This window comes from Methanocella conradii HZ254, from assembly GCF_000251105.1.
Lineage (GTDB): Archaea > Halobacteriota > Methanocellia > Methanocellales > Methanocellaceae > Methanocella > Methanocella conradii.
Map to the genome: position 1 here is coordinate 521,561 of NC_017034.1, position 15,245 is coordinate 536,805.

The following is a 15,245-nucleotide window of genomic DNA, read 5'->3' on the forward strand; positions in this document are numbered from 1 at the left end:
AATTTCTATCACGAACTGCTAACTGTGAAAATAAGACGTTAAAAGCTGAAAAGATGTACAGATAGCGATAACTAAAAAACAATTACAAATTTATCGGCAAAAGTGGCGATTTTTCGACCACACCGAACCCGAAAGTTAAGCCCGCCAACGATCCATCGAGTACTAAGGTATGCGAGTCCTTGGGAAAACGGAACGCCGCCAAACCAACCAAAAACAAAAAAACACATCTGAAATAAATTTTACAATTGGGACAATAGATTCCTCCAGTCATATACCTGAAAAAGACTATATTGGCGATGTGGACAAGTTCGCATTATCGATATCGATTACCAGTTCATTCCTTCCGTCAACGATCGCGTAAGCTTCTATTTTTTTGCTTGAGCCGTCAAATTTAAACCGGTATATCGTGTTTAGTTTTATAGTTTCATTTGCCGATGGGGGAGAACTGTCCTCACCAGTACTACCGGAAATGACATCTAAGCCCTTAATTTCCTTTGCTGAGCCAAAATCCACACATCTGATATTGAGATAAGTCCCACTTGCGTCGCTGGTCTTATTTGCTATGAATGCCGGCGGAATATATACGCTGCCGTGTCCCGCGAGCCAGGCATTTACCGTATAAACAATTAATATGAACAGTATAAACAGTAAGGTAGCGCATGCCATCATTTTAATATCTACTTTCATAACCTCACCTATATGTTACGATTGTATGATCCATAAAAATAAAAACGTAGAAGTCATTTATATTCATTTATTTCCGCTACTTCTCCGGTCATTGCATCAATCGTTACACTTCCTCCATGATATCGTCTTTAGGCTCGCCGAGAACATCTACGATCCAGGCGACTTTTTGCTTTTCATCCGGTGTGTATATGACGTTTAGCGTTGCATCAGCTCTGGCAACAGAAATGTTATCAAATTGGGCAGATGCGATCGTTATGGCTTTATCTTCAGTTGCGAAAGCTTCGGGGATGCCTGTTACTCCTAATAGCATGTAAAAAAATAAAATCGTCACTATTCTTTTCGTCATTTTCTTCTCCCCTCTATAGCGCCGCTTTCAGGGGAGCTCATAGGCTGAATTTATATATGAAATCCCAACCCCTCATTGCCTTTGGGCACCTGTGTCCGGTCTTCTTTCCAGGGGCCGGACTCCGGGATTTGACGGCGCTTGTATAGCAAATTATTACTAAGCAATATATTTATAATTTCTCTCATGAACTGTTAACTGTGAAAATAAGATGTTAAAAGAGATATGCCACAAGGCTTAAGCCCCGCATCCAATCCTGTCAATCGCAAACTTCTTATCGAATCCTCTTATAATTTCATACAGCTATGGATTTAAACGATATAACGAGAGACATCGAGCGCATCGGGCTTCCGAAGCGCCCTCGCGAGAGAATGCCTGACTTATCAGTAAAATATGGCAAGGTCAAGGCTTTAATATTTAGATTGCTGGCGTTATCGCTATTGGCGGTCATAGCGGCCTTCAGCATCCTCGTATTATCGCACTACAGGTCCTCCATAATGGCGCTCATCGTTTTAGTTTATGTGGTTCTGGGAGGGCTCCTGGCGTATAAGCTCTTTAGCCTTACGTATACTGGGTGGGTCTACACATTTTTCCTCTCATTGGCCGGCGTGATCCTGCCTTTGCTCGCCCTCGCCACCAGGGGCTTTTCCAATCCAGCGTTGACGATGGGGGCGGCGGCCGTATTCATTTTATCAGTCATATCGGCCGCCCTGCTGTGGTGGGCCAAAGACCTCCTGGGGATAAAAAGCTATAAGGATGTCTTCACGCCTTACGCCTGACTTATTTCTTGAGCTCCGCCATGACCTCTTCTTTGAGTATGCGGCTGATTAGCTTGCCGTCGGCCTTTCCCCGCAGCTTCGACATGGCAAGCCCCATCAAGCCGCTCTGAGAAGCCTCGCCCTTCTCCCTGACGAAGTCCTTTTTGGACTGCACGATCTCGTGGATGACTGCCCTTACCTCGCCTTCGCTTATGCCGCCCAGGCCCAGCTTTTTGACGGCCTCTTCTATGGAGGCTCCGCGGGCCATCTCGGCGAGCACCTTAGGTATTGCTTCCTTAGCTATCCTGCCTTCGGACAGGCACTTAAAAAGCTGCTTATAGTGCTCCCCCGTCAGGCTCTCCACGGGCACGCCCTCCCGCCTCAGCTCGACCGTGGTGCCGAGCATCGTCCTGGCGACGAGCGTGGCATTGCCATAAGACCGGGCAATCTCCTCGAACTCCTGGCTCACGGTGGAGTAGGCGATGCCGCCGGCGAGCTCCTCATTCAGGCCGTACTCCCTCATGAGCCGGGCTTTCTTCTCGGGCAGCGTCTCGGGCAGCTCCTTCCTGAGTTTTTCGAGGAATTCTGGCGTAATCTCCACGGGCGGCACGTCGGTCTCAGGGTACATGCGGGCCCTTCCAGGAAGAGGCCTCATGTACTCAGTGCTCCCGTTAGGCAGGGCACCCCTTGTCTCCTCTGGCACGCCTATCAGGGCTTCCCTCGCCCTAGCCTTGACCGCCTCCACGGCCCTCTCCGCCTTCTCCCTTGAGTCTGCCACCATGACGAAGGCGTCGCCCGCGCCAAGGCCCAGCCTCGCCGAAACTGCGTCCACCTCTTCCTGCGTAATGCCATATCCGGGCAGCTCATCTATATGGAATATCCCCCCAACGCCCGCCGCCCTCTTCGCACGGTCAGAAAGCTCCGAGCCAAGGCGTCGGCCAGGCTGTATCTCCCTGCCCACAAGCCCCCTGAAGCCTCGCAGCCTCACAGCCATGGCGATGCCGCCAGAGGATATAGCTTTTTTAATCACCTTCGAGCCCGTATTTCTGAAAACATCTGTTATGTCGAAGGCCTCGTCGTCCACACTGGCACCCCTCGCCACCAGCTCATCCCTTATGGCAAGCAGGTTTACCTGCCTCAACGCCTCGCTCTCCACCGCCTGCTCGACAAGGTCCAGGGTTTGCACGCCCTTTATCTCTACGCGGGCGCCCCTGGCTATGGAGACGTTCACGTCCTGCCTTATGGTGCCCAGGCCGCGCTTCACCTCCGGCAGGCTCCTCAACAGGGTGCCTATGTGCAGCGCCACCTCCCTGGCCTGGGCGGGGGTGCGGATATCGGGCGCGGTGGCTATCTCGATCAAAGGGATGCCCAGCCTATCCAATGAGTATACGATTGCGTCGCCCTTCGCCTCAACCCTGGATGCGGCGTCCTCCTCCAAACATAAAGTATCAACGCCCACCCGGCCCGAGGCGGTCTCGACGTGGCCTCCAGAGGCGACAAAGCAGGTGCGCTGAAAACCAGTCGTGTTAGAGCCGTCCACCACTATCTTACGCATGGTGAAGGCCTCGTCCACCGGTTTCATATTAAGCATCAGCGCCGCCTTGAGGGCCACGGATAGCGCCTCCATGTTCAAGGGCCTCGGAGGCTCCTCGTCGTTCTCGACGAGGCACGTCGTGTCATAGGCCTTATATATAAACCTCTTTTTGGCCATTGCCTGCTCCGCCGCGGCCCTGTCCACCTCCCCGAGCTCGCTCTCCCTCGCCCTCAAGTACCTGAAAAACTCGAAATTCGACTCTCTCACATCCCTGTCCCGGGGCGGGCAGTAGCAGTACAGCTTGTGCCTTGTGGCAAGCTGCTGGTGTATCTCGAGCCCGGCCTTCAGCCCCAGCGCTGCGTAATCCAGGCTCATATCGTGGACCTCCACTCTATCTCTCCCGCATAGACCGTTTTCATCATCCTCTTAGCCTCCTCGGCGTCCCTGGCTTGCCCGAGCGCCCACATGAGCTTGACCAGGGCAGTCTCGGGCAGCATGTCCTCCCCTTCGACCACGCCGGCCTTCAGGAGGTCGATGCCCGTCGAGTACACCCGGTCGCATATCCTGCCATTCATGCACTGGGAGGCCATCACGAAAACCATGCCTGCATCCGTTGCCTTCTTGATAACTGGTATCCATTTCGTGCTCACGTGGCCCAGGCCGGTGCCCTCCAGCACTATGCCCCTGTAGCCCTTTTCCATATAATATTCTATGATATCCGGGGACATGCCCGGGTAGAACTTGACGAGGGCACACCTGGCCTCCATGTTGTCCATTAGTTTTAATTCCTGCTCGCCCCGCTTCGTGTAGCCCGTTATGGGCGTAATCTTCCTGGTAGCATAGTCGACTTTGGCGATTGGGGGCACGTTCACGCTCTGGAACGCAGTCCTCATGGAAGTGTGGAGCTTACGGACCTTGGTGCCCCTGTGCACGTAGCAATAATCGTCAGAAGTGGCGCCATGCATGACCACTGTGACGCCGGCTATGTCTGACTTAGCCACTTCAGCGGCGCAGAGCATGTTCATGGCGTTGTCGCTTGAAGGCCGGTCTGAAGACCTCTGGGCCCCGACGAGCACTATTGGAACAGGCGTTCTTATCATAAAGGAGAGCGCCGCTGCAGTATAGCCCATCGTATCCGTCCCATGCGTCACTATGACGCCATCCGCCCCATTCTTTATCTCCTCGTAGGCAGCCCTGGCGAGGCTCTGCCAGGTCGAGGCCTCCATGTCCTCGCTGAATATCATGCTCAAGACCCTGCCCTTGAAGTTGGCCATCTCCTCGAGCTCCGGTATGGCGTCCAGGATGTCGTCGGCGGTGAACTGGCTCGAGACGGCCCCTGTCCTGTAGTCCACCCGGCTCGCTATTGTCCCGCCCGTAGATAATATTGAGATGCTCGGCAGCCCTGGCCTATGGGGGTGCTCCCTTCGGGCGGGCTTGGGGGGCTGGGGCGCGCGCTCAAGCAGCTCGACTTTCGTGCCATCGAGCGACAATCCCACGTTGTAGCCGCTCTTGAGCTTTAGCACTATCTTATCCGTCCTGGAGGGCATCACTATTCCCGTGTACTCCCTCCCCTCCTTAACGACCCTTACAATGTCCCCTTCTTTATAATCCATGATGCGCCTCCAACACGATTTCATCGACAATCCTGGATAGCTCGCCGCTTGCCTCGTCCAGCTTCTCCCTGAGGGCGGCCAGCGCCTTCTCATCTGCCTTAAGCCTTGCATTTTCCGCCGCGAGCTTCTTTCTTATGGCGGACTTCGCAGGGCCTCCAAGTATCTTCCTGCGCTCTACGTTCTTCATGGGGTCCTTGGCCTCTTCGAGCATTTCTTCGGTTAGACCCATGTCGCTGAGCTTCCTCCCTATCATGGCCATCGAGGCCTCGTCCACGTCATCTAGAGAGGGATCGCCGCCGCCCCTTGCCAGGCGCCCCACGATGCCGTGGGCGGTCCTGAATGGCAGCCCGGTCGCCCTGACTATTGTGTCCGCTATCTCCGTTGCCGTGGTGAATCCCATCGTGCTCTTCCTCGCCATCTCATCCCTATTTACTTTAAGCGTGCTCACCGCCCCGGCCAGTATTCTCGTAGATGACCGGCTTATCTCGAATGAGCGCAATAGCTGGGGCGTGACCTCTTGAAGGTCGCTATTATAGCTATAAGGAAGCCCCTTTACTATGGTGAAAGCTGAGACCATGTGGCCTATCACGGTGCCGCACCTGCCCCTTACAAGCTCTAATACGTCCGGGTTCTTTTTCTGGGGCATTATCGAGCTAGTCGAGGCGTAGGCGTCGTCGAGCTCCACGAAGCCGAACTCTGGCGTGCTCCACAGGACGAGCTCGTCGGCCAGCCGGCTCAAATCCGTCTCCAGGATGGCGATTGCGCTCAGCGTAGTTAAGATGAAGTCCCTGGATGAGACGCCGTCCATGGAGTTGTCCATGGGCCTGTCGAAGCCCAGCAGCCTCGTCGTATATTCCCTGTCTAATGGGAAGCCCGTTGAGGCAAAGGCTGCGCTTCCTAATGGATTAAGGTTAACATACTTGTAGGCGTCCAGAAGGCGCTCGAAGTCCCTGTCCATGGCGGAGGCGTGCGCCATTAAATGGTGTGCGAGCGTGGTGGGCTGGGCATGCTGTAAATGAGTAAAGCCCGGCATCACCGTGTCGACGTTGTCTTCGGCGAGCCTTACAATTGCACTTCGTAATTCCAGCAGGTCTGTCATCAGGCCTAAAAGCTCATTTCGTGCAGAGATGCGGATGCAGGTCGCCACCTCGTCATTGCGGGAGCGCCCCGAGTGCATCCTTCCGCCCACGCCCTCGCCAACCCGCTTTATCAGCCTTGACTCGATGGCCATGTGGACGTCCTCGAATTGCTCGATGTGCACGCTGTCCACTCCTTCTGCCTCTATCTCGCCAATGGCTTTCAGTATAGAGGCAGCATCCTTTTTTTCTATGACCCCCTGCTTCGCCAGCATTGCCGTATGGGCCTTATCGACCATAATGTCCGATGGGAAAATCCACCGGTCAGCCTGCAACGAGGAAGTAAAAGCGTTGATTTCCTCGCTTTTTGCGGCGGAAAGCCTGCCCCTCCGCAGTATGTCCTCTTTGTTATCCATCGTGACGCCTCTGTTACGCAAATACTTCTAACGTCATCATATATGATTGTTTATGTGTTGGATGTTTAGGACGGTGGGGTCAAGGGGCGGAGAATCCCCTTGAAACGGCGGGATGAATCCGTCCCTTGCTCTCCTGTACAAAAAGTAATAATATTTTCGGCAAGCACAGGCAAAGTATATGAACGATTGCATAATATTTTTTTTGTATGCTTGTGAGGAAGACGGTCAGGATACCCGTCCACTATGAGACTACGAAGAGCAAGCTGGACAGGCTGGGCAGGCTGACCGCCAGGCTGACCTATTGCATATCGTTAATCAACGGTCTCGTCTCCCCTGAGACGAGTCTAGACCGGAAGACGTTGCGGAGGCTGGTCAAGGATAATAATATAGCGAGAAAGACTGGCCTATCCTCCGGGTATGTTGACCAGTGTATCGACAGGGTACTGTGGGCGTGGCGGAGCTACGAGGACAGGCACGGCGAGTGGCGGTACAGGTATGACAGGGCTTTGGAAGAACTCCAGAACGCCGGAGACGACGGGCGGGAGAAGCTTGAGAAGAGGGTCAAGAGGCTCCAGGAAAACGAGCCGTCCACTCCGGTATTCCTCCACAAGGTCTCCTGTCGATTGGATTTTCGCACCGGGAGGATAGAGCGGGGCGAGAACTCCTTCTTGTTGTGGATGCATGTCAGCACGCTAGAGAAGGGGGAGACGATGGACGTTCCCCTGAACCCTTCTTATTATCATCTCAAGCAACTCGAAGGAGCCATGATAAGCGACTTCGAGATAATACGGAAGAACGGCAAATACTACGCTCACATATCCACGACGAGGTTCGTGGATACTAGAATAACAAGTTCCTATGGGGGCATCGACCAGGGCCTGAACAGGACGCTGGCAATCGTATTGCTGGACGAGGTGCCCCGTGAAGAGCTATTGTACGATGAGAAGCGAAACATGCTGGACAAGTACGACGACATCATCGCCTCGCTACAATCGGCTATGGCGTCGGCGAGACACGTCGAGCCAAGGAAGCTCGTCGAATACCACAAGATGTCGAGAAAGCTCAAGCAGCTACGAGGCAAGAGGAACAACGTGTCCGTGTACCACGATTGGCTATTGGCAAACAAGGCTGCCGAATACACCGACGGCTACGACATAGCCATTGGCAACACGAAGTTCCGGCAGACACAGTATCGTGGGAATGGTATGCCATCGCTCCGAAAGAGAATAGGCAAATGGAGCTACGGCAGGCAGAGGATATTCATAGCCCATAAGCGGGCCGAAAGAGGATTAACCACGATGCTCGTCGATGAGAGGAACACGTCGAACACATGCCGTTGTGGGAGCAGGCTGGTCGCGAGGAAGTACCATGACGGTGCTTCGTGGCTCCTGTGCCACTCCTGTGGCTCGAAGCTCGACGCGGGCCTCAACGCGGCGTACAACATAGCTCTTCGATGCCGAGATGACCGGCTGAAAGTGCGGATGAACGCGGCGGAGAACCGCGCGAGCGCATAACATGGGATGCCCGCCAATAAAATTGGCGGGAGGATGTCACCATGTAATAGCAATGGTCGGGCAAGTGGTTCTTTTGCACTAGAAAAAGAAGATGTGGTGCCGAACCATCCATTAACGAATAATAAAACCCCCTCAGTCACTAGAAATCACGGCAAGGCCACCCTATAGTTTTTTTAGCTTTTCCGCCTTTTCCATGCGGTATTTGTATGAGAAGATGAGGGAGCCGCCCAGGAGCATCGCCGAGGCCAGGATGATCAGGCCGAGCGCCAGGTAGTATTGGTGAAAGTATGAGGCCACGATGGCGCAGAGAGCGGCTATAAATGATATGGAGATGTAAGCGGTCTTTATCGTCCTTGAATCCATTTTCATGCGTTCACCTCCAGTATGCGTATGGCCAGGTGCGCCGCGTTCTCGCCATTATCGATGCCGACGCACGCCACTGGCACGCCCCTGGGCATCTGCACGATCGATAGGAGGGCGTCGAGCCCGCCTAGCTTCGCCGAGACAGGGACCCCGATGACAGGCTTATTCGTCTTTGAGGCCACCACGCCGGGCAGGGCCGCCGATAGCCCTGCTATGGCTATGAACACCTTAGCTTCAGACTTCTTAACGTAGGCGTCCAGGTCCTCCGGGTTTCGGTGGGCCGACAATACCTGAAGGTCGTAAGAGACGCCATTCTTTGTCAGGACGTCAACGGCCTTATCCGCGATGGCGCGGTCCGAGGCCGAGCCGAGTATGATTGCCACGTCTACCATGAAAGCCTTATATGTTGGCTGGGTACTCTTTAAACTTTTTATAGGATAACAGTATATCCAGGGAAGCCATCTCCTCGATGAGCTTCAGGAACTTTTCCCTGTCCGACTTTTTAAGGCTGATGAGCTCGTTCAGGTCTTTTGCCGTTATCATGCCTATCACTTGAAGTAGCAACCGCAATATCCCGGGCATGATACAAAAACCTTCCGCTTATATTTCGATGCGGCGAAAACTACTCGATGTTTTGGAAAGGTAAATTAATTTTTAACTTATTTTATATATTATGAGCGTGATTGGTGAGCTGAGGAGCCAGCGCCTCAGGAGAGTAGGCCCTGAGATAGACCCCCTGAAGATATCGATTGACTGGACCCTAGAAGATTTAGAGAAGCCGCAGGTGCTGGTGGAGGACGTATGGGGCGACGCCCTGCCCGGCAGCTATCACCTGCTGCGCCTGTCGGAGATGGCGTGCAGGGGCGTGTATGCTAGTGGGGGTAAGCCCGCGAAAATGCACGTGACTGACATGTGCGATGGCATCGCGCAGGGCACTGAGGGGATGGGCTACTCGCTATTGTCTCGCGATATAATATGTGACATGGTGGAGATACACTGGAGGGCGCAGCCGCTCGACGGCATGGTGCTCCTGTCGAGCTGCGACAAGAGCGTGCCCGCCCACCTCATGGCCATGGCGAGGCTGGGCGATGCGCCGGCGATTCATGTGCCTGGCGGCACCATGATGGAGGGGCCGGGCATGTTCACGCTGGAGCGGGTGGGGACCATCTATTCCCAGCTTAAGCGCAACGAGATATCTGAAGATGAGTATTTATTCCTGCAGAGGAGGGCCTGCCCGACGGTGGGCTGCTGCTCGTTCATGGGGACGGCAAACACGATGCAGGCCATGTCGGAGGCCCTGGGACTGGCCATGCCCGCCTCCGCCAGCATGCCCGCCTTCATGAACGATATAAGGCAGAGCGCGGAGGCGTGCGGGCGCCGCATCGTTGAGATGATAGAGGAGGGCCTGACAACCTCTAAAATCTTGAGGCGCGAGTCTTTCGAGAACGCCATCATGGTGCACGCAGCCATTGGCGGCTCCACTAACGCCTTGCTGCACCTTCCCGCAATAGCCCGGGAGGCGGGCATTAAAATACATCCAGGCCTGTGGAACGAGCTGAACAGAAGTGTGCCGTTTTTGCTAAACTGCAGGCCAAGCGGGGCATACCCCGCCATCTTTTTCTGGTATGCGGGGGGCGTGCAGGGCATCATCCGGGAGATAAAAGGCCATCTTCACCTGGATGCCATGACGGTGACCGGCAAAACGCTGGGAGAAAACCTGAAAGAGCTTGAGAATGCGAATTATTTCGATAAAGTCAGGCGGTATCTTGTCAACTATAGGGTGGATGCTGAGGACGTCATTGCCTCCGCGAGCCGGCCAAGGGGCGAAGGGTCTATCGCCATCTTGAAGGGGAACCTGGCGCCTTCTTATGCCATGGTGAAGTATTCCGCAGTGCCCCCGGAGATGCTCAGGCATGTGGGGCCTGCAGTCGTGTTCGAGAGCGAGAAGGAGGCGTTTGATGCAATAGTGGGCGGCAAAATAGAGAGAGGCTCGGCCATCGTAATACGGTATATGGGGCCGAGGGGCTGTGGCATGCCAGAGATGTTCTATCCTACAGAGGCGCTCGCATCGAGCCCTGAGCTTCATAGTACAACGGCACTGGTGACCGACGGCCGCTTCTCAGGAGCCAGCCGCGGCCCATGCGTGGGGCATGTCTCCCCCGAGGCCATGGCTGGCGGGCCTATCGCCATCGTCGAAAGAAATGACCTCATCGAGATAGACATTCCGGGAAGAAGCCTCGACCTGGTGGGAGTTAATGGAAAAAGGGAAGATGCGGATACCATGGCTAAAGTAATCCGTGAGCGCCTTTCGAAATGGAAGAAGCCACCAGAGAAGTACCGTGGAGTATTGGGGCTCTACACCAGGCTGGCCGCATCTGCCATGGAGGGAGGCTACATTGATTTTGGCGCGTGCCCGGTGAGGTGAGGGCCTATCCAGGCCAAATTTTCTATTATTTAGTCGTGGCAACGTACACGTTATCGGTGGTCCGGGTGATCTCTGCTGGCACGGCTGCTCCCACCGGCTTGTCGGTGAGCACCCCGATGACCCGGCCCCGCTCGACGGCGAGCATCTCCCCGAACACCCGCCCGGGCGCCACGAGCTTTAGCCTTAGCCTCTCCCCCTTCCTGAAGGCTTTAGGGAGCGATGGAGCCTTATGTATATTAAAGTCGGCCGGTGAGAGCCTGAGCTTCAATCCATACTGCTTTTCATATTCCTCAAGGCGCCTGAAAAACTCCGCGAACTTCATGGGCCTGCCCCTCACCTTTTTGCCGAACTGGTAGCGTACATAGTTCTGGATGCCGAGCGGGGGCCATCGCTTGCCCGCCCCTATCTCCAGGCCGAACTCGATTATCCTGGGGATTTCTTCGTCGTTGAACCCCGGCACCCAAACCGGGGCGAGCAGCAGGTCTATCTCGCTCGATGCGATAGCCCTCGCCACATCCTTCACATGCCCCACGTCATACAGATTGGTGCCTGCAAGCATGCGCGCCTTTCTGTCATCCAGCGCAGAAATCGAGAGGTTAATCCTGTCGAGAAGCCCCTCCATCTCCTTTATTTTCTCGGCGTCGAGGAGCATGCCGTTTGTCTGCACCGATATCACTTTTACCTGTGGCACCTCCCGCAGCTTCTTAAGCAGCTCCACCATGTAAGGGTAGATGAAAGGCTCCCCCTGGCCGTCGATGTGCGCCTCCACGTCGTCGCCCTTAATCTCCGCCACCTTTTTAAACTCGTCCACAAGGTAATCCGTGTCTACGATAAAATCCGTCCGCCTGCTCTTGCTAACCCCCTCGTCCACGCTACAAAAAATACAGTTCAAGTTACAGCCCGACACGGGCCGCACCTGTATCAGGTTGGTGCCGCGGTCGATGAGTCCGAAGGCCGTGTGGCCGATAAGCGGAAGCCCCGACTCCCTCGTCACGTATACGAGCTCGCGCTTCGTGTGGTGGTGCCTTAAAACCTTGGGCTCCTGCATGGACACGATCTCCTCGTCCGAGTACTTCCTCTTGAGCTGCGTGTAGAAGTTCATGGGGATGCGGGCCTCTATGGCGCCCCTTATCACGAACACCTTATAATCGCCTTCATCGTATATCTCTGAAAAGACCGCCATACCATGCACCATTGAGGCTTATGGCAGAAAAACATTTTCTAAATGCATTGATAGCCCTTCTTGAATAATAGAGACCCTCAGTCATTTTTATGTTTTATGCCCCTCGCTGATCTGATTTATCCATAGCCTTCTGATTTAATGCGTCTCTCACCAACTTTATGGCGCACAGGTCACTGCACATGGAGCACGTCTCGCCCTCGGGCATGCGCGTGCCCCTGATACGCTCTGCTCTCTCAGGGTCGATCGCCAGGCCCATCTGCGCCTTCCAGTCCAGGTCGCCCCTGGCCCGCGACATGCGCTCATCGAGAAGCCTGGCCCGCTCACGCTGGCCCTCCTTGACCGTATCAGCCACATGAGCGGCTATCCTTCCTACGATAACGCCCTCCCTGATGTCGTCAACCGTAGGAAGCGCCAGGTGCTCCGAGGGCGTCACGATACACAGAAAATCTGCGCCGGCCATTCCTGCGACGGCGCCACCTATGGCGCCCACTACATGGTCATAGCCGGGGGCGATGTCCGTCACCAGCGGCCCGAGCAAATACAAAGGAGCGTCGCCCGTAAGCTTCTTCATGGCCCTGACGCTCAGCTCCACGTCGTCGAGAGGGACATGCCCGGGCCCCTCGACTATGCACTGGACGCCCTTCTCCCGGCACCGCCGCACCAGCTCGCCCAGGGTGATGAACTCCATGAACTCAGGCCTGTCCGTGGCGTCGGCCATGCAGCCGGGCCGCATGCCATCCCCTAAACTCAAGGTGAGGTCATACTCGCTGGCTATCTCCAGCAAGTAGTCGAACTCCTCGTAGAATGGATTATCCTTCCCATTATGGAGCATCCAGGCCAGGGTGAGGGCGCCGCCCCTGCTCACTATGTTAAGAAGCCTGGGGTCGTTCTTTAGGCGCTCCAGCGAGTTCCTGTTGACGCCGCAGTGGACCGTCACAAAGTCTACGCCATCCTTCGCGTGCTCCCTCACCGAGTTAAAAAGGTCGTCAGAGGTCATGTCCACCGCGTTCCTCCTTTTGCGGGCCGCGTGGTAGATGGGCACCGTGCCCACAGGCACGTCTAGCTCTTTTATGAGGCTTTTGCGCACGCTATCCCTGTCATGGCCCGTCGAGAGGTCCATCACGGCGTCCGCCCCGTACTGCACCGCTATTTTCGCCTTCCGCACCTCCTCATCGCAGTCATCATAGTCCTTCGAGGTGCCCACGTTGGCGTTAACCTTAGTGGACATGAGCATTCCGACTGCACGGCCAGGGAAGTCCCTGCCGGCGTTCCGCGGCACGGCGACCAGGCCTCTGGCTATCAGGGATCTCAAGCGCTCCGGCTCAACTCCCTCAACCTTCGCTATCCTTTTGACCTCGTCGCTTAAGCCGTTTTTAGCCTCTCTCATCAACATGGCACTTAAACCTTTTATACGTAGAATTTATGCTATATGAACTTTTAACCGTATTTGATGCGCGTGAAGAACATTGGCGGGTTTTCCTACGATTCCAATGCTTATCTAATTGACGCAAAGCGTAAAACCCTTGTGGACGCGGGCATGGACGCATCCAGGGTGCTTAAGGGTATCGGGGATGGGCTGGAGCTCATCGTGCTAACGCATTGCCACTATGACCACGTTGGGGCGGTGCCCGATATAGTGCGAGAGACGGGGGCGAAGGTGGCCATGCATGGCAAGGACGTGCTGCTATTGCGTAGCGACAGGGCTTGCGTTGCGTCCATGTTCAACGCTCCCAGGCCCGAGTTTAAAGTGGACATCGTGCTCAAGGATGGCGATACCATCGACCTCGGCGACTCCTTTTTAGCGGTCATCCACACGCCCGGCCACACGCCGGGCAGCATCTGCCTCTACAATGAGGAGACGAAAGAGATGTTCACCGGGGACACCGTCTTTGAGGGCGGGGGCTTTGGCCGCACGGATTTAGGCGGCGACGAAGGGCAGATGGTGGCGTCCCTGCAAAAGTTGGCCAAAATGGACGTTTCTATCCTGTACCCTGGCCATGGCGGCATTGTGGCTAACAGGGCAAAAGAGTCACTGCTAGCGTCTTACAATAATGCCAGACACATGTTTTTTTAAAAAAGTTTTAAGCACCGGGAGGCTTAATGCCTCCCGGACAAAAGCTCTACCCCTGTATGGCTAGTTTATCACTTCTTCCTGCAGACCAGCGCAAGCGCCGCTATCATGCCTACAGTGGCCAGGACAATCTCGAATCCCGGGGACTGCGTCTTGGTGGGCGTGGGCGCGGACGGCGTAGCGGTAACGTTGGCCTGCACGGTCGGGCTGGCCGTCACGTTCGGCTTCACGGTTACTGTCGGGCTGGCCGTCGGGGTCGAGACCTTGGTGCCATTTATGACCTGCTTTATGGTGCCGTCAGGGTTGTAGATGATCGACTGGTCTGACATTGGCATGGGCGGTTGATTGGCGTAGAAGTCCCTTATGGCCTGCAGGTCGACATAGCGCTTGACCGTGCTGGTCGTGTTGTTGGGCTGCGGTGATGGAGAGGGCGAGGGTGAGGGGCTTGCCGTAGAGGTCGACTTGAAGTTCACGGAGTATATGATCGGCCCGTTCGTAGCATTATAATTGTTTATAAACACTACTACATATCCGGGCTTAAAGCCCGACACAGTTGCTTTTTTGCCTACCTGTGTTCCGCCGCTGTAAACGCTGCATTCGAACGTGCTGCCATTCGTCGACGTAATTTTTGCCGTGTATACTGCATTAGGATCAAGCGTGCCTCCCAGCTGCGCTAATACGTCAGTGTCGTCTTTAACTACGATGAACTGGTTCCAGGCAGCGCTCCATCCAACGCAAATATCCGGGCTATAGGGGGTCGATGACACGCCAACGTGTACGTCGCTGCTCTTATTATTCACTTTAAACCTGGACTCGAAGCTGAACGCCCCCGATGGATCAGTCGTTACCTGATGGACTGCTCTGCTTGGGAAATCAACAGTGGAGGATATGCCCCCCTCGTTAGCGCGGAAAATGCCGCCAGTCGTTAGCCAGCCGCTACCGGATACGCTCGTCAATGGATCGACAACGAAGTCATCGGCGATAGCAATTGACGTCCCAAGCACTAACGCCATCATCAACATTAATAGCATTGTGGCTTTACTTTTCATTTTCTTCCTCCTATGAGTGCTTATTATACAGGGGTTTATTCCCTAGCACTTCTCTACTAACGGCAAAAGCATCAGCCTTGCTTGGAAATATAGCGGTTTATATTGTTTTTACCGAATAATAAGCGGTTATATAAAAAAAATATGATAATCAAACATTTATGCAACGATGTCATTTATTTTTTAATGTGCCATTAAAAAATATCTATTAAATAT

General features: G+C 54.6%; 15 protein-coding genes and 1 rRNA gene. 5 read left to right on the forward strand and 11 right to left on the reverse strand.

The annotated features are described in order from the left end of the window. Nucleotides 1-89 precede the first annotated feature (89 nt). A 5S ribosomal RNA gene (gene rrf / locus MTC_RS13880) occupies nt 90-204 on the forward strand. Nucleotides 205-285: 81 nt separating this feature from the next. On the opposite strand, the gene MTC_RS02625 is transcribed toward rrf, so the two are convergent. Both MTC_RS02625 and MTC_RS02630 read right to left on the reverse strand, forming a co-directional pair. Then, the gene (locus MTC_RS02625) at nt 286-687 is read right to left on the reverse strand and encodes a hypothetical protein (RefSeq protein WP_014405125.1); all 402 of its coding nucleotides are present in this window, start codon (nt 685-687) and stop codon (nt 286-288) included. Nucleotides 688-790: 103 nt separating this feature from the next. Continuing rightward, the gene (locus MTC_RS02630) at nt 791-1,033 is read right to left on the reverse strand and encodes a hypothetical protein (RefSeq protein ID WP_014405126.1); all 243 of its coding nucleotides are present in this window, start codon (nt 1,031-1,033) and stop codon (nt 791-793) included. Nucleotides 1,034-1,335: 302 nt separating this feature from the next. Here MTC_RS02630 and MTC_RS02635 point away from each other — a divergent pair, with 302 nt between their 5' ends. After that, nucleotides 1,336-1,809: a hypothetical protein gene (locus MTC_RS02635; protein WP_014405127.1), complete on the forward strand. Its 474-nt coding sequence runs from the start codon at nt 1,336-1,338 to the stop codon at nt 1,807-1,809. Between the two features lies 1 nt (nt 1,810). Here MTC_RS02635 and gatE read toward each other — a convergent pair whose 3' ends face one another. From gatE to argH, 3 genes are read right to left on the reverse strand one after another with little or no spacing between them, the layout of a single operon-like run. After that, on the reverse strand, nt 1,811-3,697 hold the full coding sequence (gene gatE / locus MTC_RS02640; RefSeq protein ID WP_014405128.1) for a Glu-tRNA(Gln) amidotransferase subunit GatE: 1,887 nt from the start codon (nt 3,695-3,697) through the stop codon (nt 1,811-1,813). Then, nucleotides 3,694-4,935, reverse strand: a complete 1,242-nt coding sequence (gene gatD, locus MTC_RS02645; RefSeq protein ID WP_014405129.1) for a Glu-tRNA(Gln) amidotransferase subunit GatD — start codon at nt 4,933-4,935, stop codon at nt 3,694-3,696. Before gatD ends, gatE begins: the two co-directional genes overlap by 4 nt. Next, complete coding sequence (gene argH, locus MTC_RS02650; RefSeq protein WP_014405130.1) at nt 4,925-6,427, reverse strand: argininosuccinate lyase; 1,503 nt, start codon at nt 6,425-6,427, stop codon at nt 4,925-4,927. The genes gatD and argH overlap by 11 nt, the downstream gene beginning before the upstream one ends. Before the next feature lie 206 nt (nt 6,428-6,633). Between argH and MTC_RS02655 the strand changes: the two genes are divergently transcribed. Continuing rightward, nucleotides 6,634-7,941 (forward strand): zinc ribbon domain-containing protein, encoded by a 1,308-nt coding sequence (locus MTC_RS02655; protein WP_014405131.1) that lies wholly within the window; start codon nt 6,634-6,636, stop codon nt 7,939-7,941. A 162-nt stretch (nt 7,942-8,103) separates the two neighbouring features. On the opposite strand, the gene MTC_RS02660 is transcribed toward MTC_RS02655, so the two are convergent. From MTC_RS02660 to MTC_RS02670, 3 genes are read right to left on the reverse strand one after another with little or no spacing between them, the layout of a single operon-like run. After that, the gene (locus MTC_RS02660; protein WP_014405132.1) at nt 8,104-8,310 is read right to left on the reverse strand and encodes a hypothetical protein; all 207 of its coding nucleotides are present in this window, start codon (nt 8,308-8,310) and stop codon (nt 8,104-8,106) included. Continuing rightward, on the reverse strand, nt 8,307-8,696 hold the full coding sequence (gene purE, locus MTC_RS02665) for a 5-(carboxyamino)imidazole ribonucleotide mutase (RefSeq protein ID WP_014405133.1): 390 nt from the start codon (nt 8,694-8,696) through the stop codon (nt 8,307-8,309). The genes MTC_RS02660 and purE overlap by 4 nt, the downstream gene beginning before the upstream one ends. A 7-nt stretch (nt 8,697-8,703) precedes the next feature. Continuing rightward, nucleotides 8,704-8,886 (reverse strand): hypothetical protein, encoded by a 183-nt coding sequence (locus MTC_RS02670; RefSeq protein ID WP_014405134.1) that lies wholly within the window; start codon nt 8,884-8,886, stop codon nt 8,704-8,706. Between the two features lie 91 nt (nt 8,887-8,977). Here MTC_RS02670 and ilvD point away from each other — a divergent pair, with 91 nt between their 5' ends. Continuing rightward, the gene (gene ilvD, locus MTC_RS02675) at nt 8,978-10,729 is read left to right on the forward strand and encodes a dihydroxy-acid dehydratase (RefSeq protein WP_014405135.1); all 1,752 of its coding nucleotides are present in this window, start codon (nt 8,978-8,980) and stop codon (nt 10,727-10,729) included. A 25-nt stretch (nt 10,730-10,754) separates the two neighbouring features. On the opposite strand, the gene MTC_RS02680 is transcribed toward ilvD, so the two are convergent. Both MTC_RS02680 and thiC read right to left on the reverse strand, forming a co-directional pair. Beyond that, on the reverse strand, nt 10,755-11,912 hold the full coding sequence (locus MTC_RS02680; RefSeq protein WP_014405136.1) for a radical SAM protein: 1,158 nt from the start codon (nt 11,910-11,912) through the stop codon (nt 10,755-10,757). A gap of 94 nt (nt 11,913-12,006) precedes the next feature. Next, nucleotides 12,007-13,305 (reverse strand): phosphomethylpyrimidine synthase ThiC, encoded by a 1,299-nt coding sequence (gene thiC, locus MTC_RS02685; RefSeq protein ID WP_014405137.1) that lies wholly within the window; start codon nt 13,303-13,305, stop codon nt 12,007-12,009. A gap of 57 nt (nt 13,306-13,362) precedes the next feature. On the opposite strand from thiC, the gene MTC_RS02690 reads away from it, so the two are divergent. Continuing rightward, nucleotides 13,363-13,986, forward strand: a complete 624-nt coding sequence (locus tag MTC_RS02690) for an MBL fold metallo-hydrolase (RefSeq protein WP_014405138.1) — start codon at nt 13,363-13,365, stop codon at nt 13,984-13,986. Between the two features lie 68 nt (nt 13,987-14,054). On the opposite strand, the gene MTC_RS02695 is transcribed toward MTC_RS02690, so the two are convergent. Further along, nucleotides 14,055-14,999 carry a PGF-CTERM sorting domain-containing protein gene (locus MTC_RS02695; protein WP_237705953.1) on the reverse strand — a complete coding sequence of 315 codons (945 nt, stop codon included), beginning with the start codon at nt 14,997-14,999 and terminating at the stop codon, nt 14,055-14,057. Nucleotides 15,000-15,245: the final 246 nt, after the last annotated feature.

What these genes read in the sequence shown, in the direction of transcription:
- MTC_RS02625 (WP_014405125.1), bottom strand. Translation starts at nt 687, where the DNA reads ATGAAAGTAGATATTAAAATGATGGCATGCGCTACCTTACTGTTTATA.
- MTC_RS02630 (WP_014405126.1), bottom strand. Translation starts at nt 1,033, where the DNA reads ATGACGAAAAGAATAGTGACGATTTTATTTTTTTACATGCTATTAGGA.
- MTC_RS02635 (WP_014405127.1), top strand. Translation starts at nt 1,336, where the DNA reads ATGGATTTAAACGATATAACGAGAGACATCGAGCGCATCGGGCTTCCG.
- gatE (WP_014405128.1), bottom strand. Translation starts at nt 3,697, where the DNA reads ATGAGCCTGGATTACGCAGCGCTGGGGCTGAAGGCCGGGCTCGAGATA.
- gatD (WP_014405129.1), bottom strand. Translation starts at nt 4,935, where the DNA reads ATGGATTATAAAGAAGGGGACATTGTAAGGGTCGTTAAGGAGGGGAGG.
- argH (WP_014405130.1), bottom strand. Translation starts at nt 6,427, where the DNA reads ATGGATAACAAAGAGGACATACTGCGGAGGGGCAGGCTTTCCGCCGCA.
- MTC_RS02655 (WP_014405131.1), top strand. Translation starts at nt 6,634, where the DNA reads ATGCTTGTGAGGAAGACGGTCAGGATACCCGTCCACTATGAGACTACG.
- MTC_RS02660 (WP_014405132.1), bottom strand. Translation starts at nt 8,310, where the DNA reads ATGAAAATGGATTCAAGGACGATAAAGACCGCTTACATCTCCATATCA.
- purE (WP_014405133.1), bottom strand. Translation starts at nt 8,696, where the DNA reads ATGGTAGACGTGGCAATCATACTCGGCTCGGCCTCGGACCGCGCCATC.
- MTC_RS02670 (WP_014405134.1), bottom strand. Translation starts at nt 8,886, where the DNA reads ATGCCCGGGATATTGCGGTTGCTACTTCAAGTGATAGGCATGATAACG.
- ilvD (WP_014405135.1), top strand. Translation starts at nt 8,978, where the DNA reads ATGAGCGTGATTGGTGAGCTGAGGAGCCAGCGCCTCAGGAGAGTAGGC.
- MTC_RS02680 (WP_014405136.1), bottom strand. Translation starts at nt 11,912, where the DNA reads ATGGCGGTCTTTTCAGAGATATACGATGAAGGCGATTATAAGGTGTTC.
- thiC (WP_014405137.1), bottom strand. Translation starts at nt 13,305, where the DNA reads ATGTTGATGAGAGAGGCTAAAAACGGCTTAAGCGACGAGGTCAAAAGG.
- MTC_RS02690 (WP_014405138.1), top strand. Translation starts at nt 13,363, where the DNA reads ATGCGCGTGAAGAACATTGGCGGGTTTTCCTACGATTCCAATGCTTAT.
- MTC_RS02695 (WP_237705953.1), bottom strand. Translation starts at nt 14,999, where the DNA reads ATGATGGCGTTAGTGCTTGGGACGTCAATTGCTATCGCCGATGACTTC.